At 61.4% G+C, this 529-nt stretch carries 1 protein-coding gene; it reads left to right on the top strand.

What is annotated here, in order from left to right; all coding sequences use genetic code 11:
* Positions 1-16 precede the first annotated feature (16 nt).
* Positions 17-529, top strand: a 513-nt coding sequence (locus ABDB81_RS25675; protein ID WP_346813954.1) for an ATP-binding cassette domain-containing protein, incomplete at its 3' end; no start/stop codon positions are given.

The following is a 529-nucleotide window of genomic DNA, read 5'->3' as shown; positions in this document are numbered from 1 at the left end:
CAGGGAGCGCACTGATATGTCCACGAACGCATCCAACGTTCCCGCTCTCGAAATCAAGGACCTGCACGCCTGGTACGGCGAATCGCACATCCTGCACGGTGTGGACCTCACTGTGAATCGTGGCGAAGTGGTAACGCTGTTGGGCCGCAATGGCGCAGGCCGCACCACCACCATGCGCGCGATCATGGGCCTGACCGGCGCACGCAAGGGATCGATCAAGGTCGATGGCAAGGAAACCATCAACTTGCCCACGCACAAGATTGCGCACTACGGCATTGGCTACTGCCCCGAAGAGCGCGCGATCTTCTCGTCGCTCTCGTGCGAAGAGAACCTGCTGCTGCCGCCGGTGCTGAAAGGTTCCAGCCAGGGCATGAGCGAGGCCGAGATCTACGAAATGTTCCCGAACCTGAAGGAACGCAAGCAGAGCCAGGGCACGCGTCTTTCTGGCGGCGAGCAACAGATGCTGGCCGTCGGCCGCATCCTGCGCACCGGCGCAAACCTGCTGCTGCTCGATGAAATCTCGGAAGGG

Source organism: Cupriavidus sp. DL-D2, from assembly GCF_039710735.1.
Taxonomy (GTDB): Bacteria; Pseudomonadota; Gammaproteobacteria; order Burkholderiales; family Burkholderiaceae; genus Cupriavidus.
Note: the sequence above shows the minus strand (reverse complement) of the source record. Positions and strands in the feature narration are given on the sequence as shown.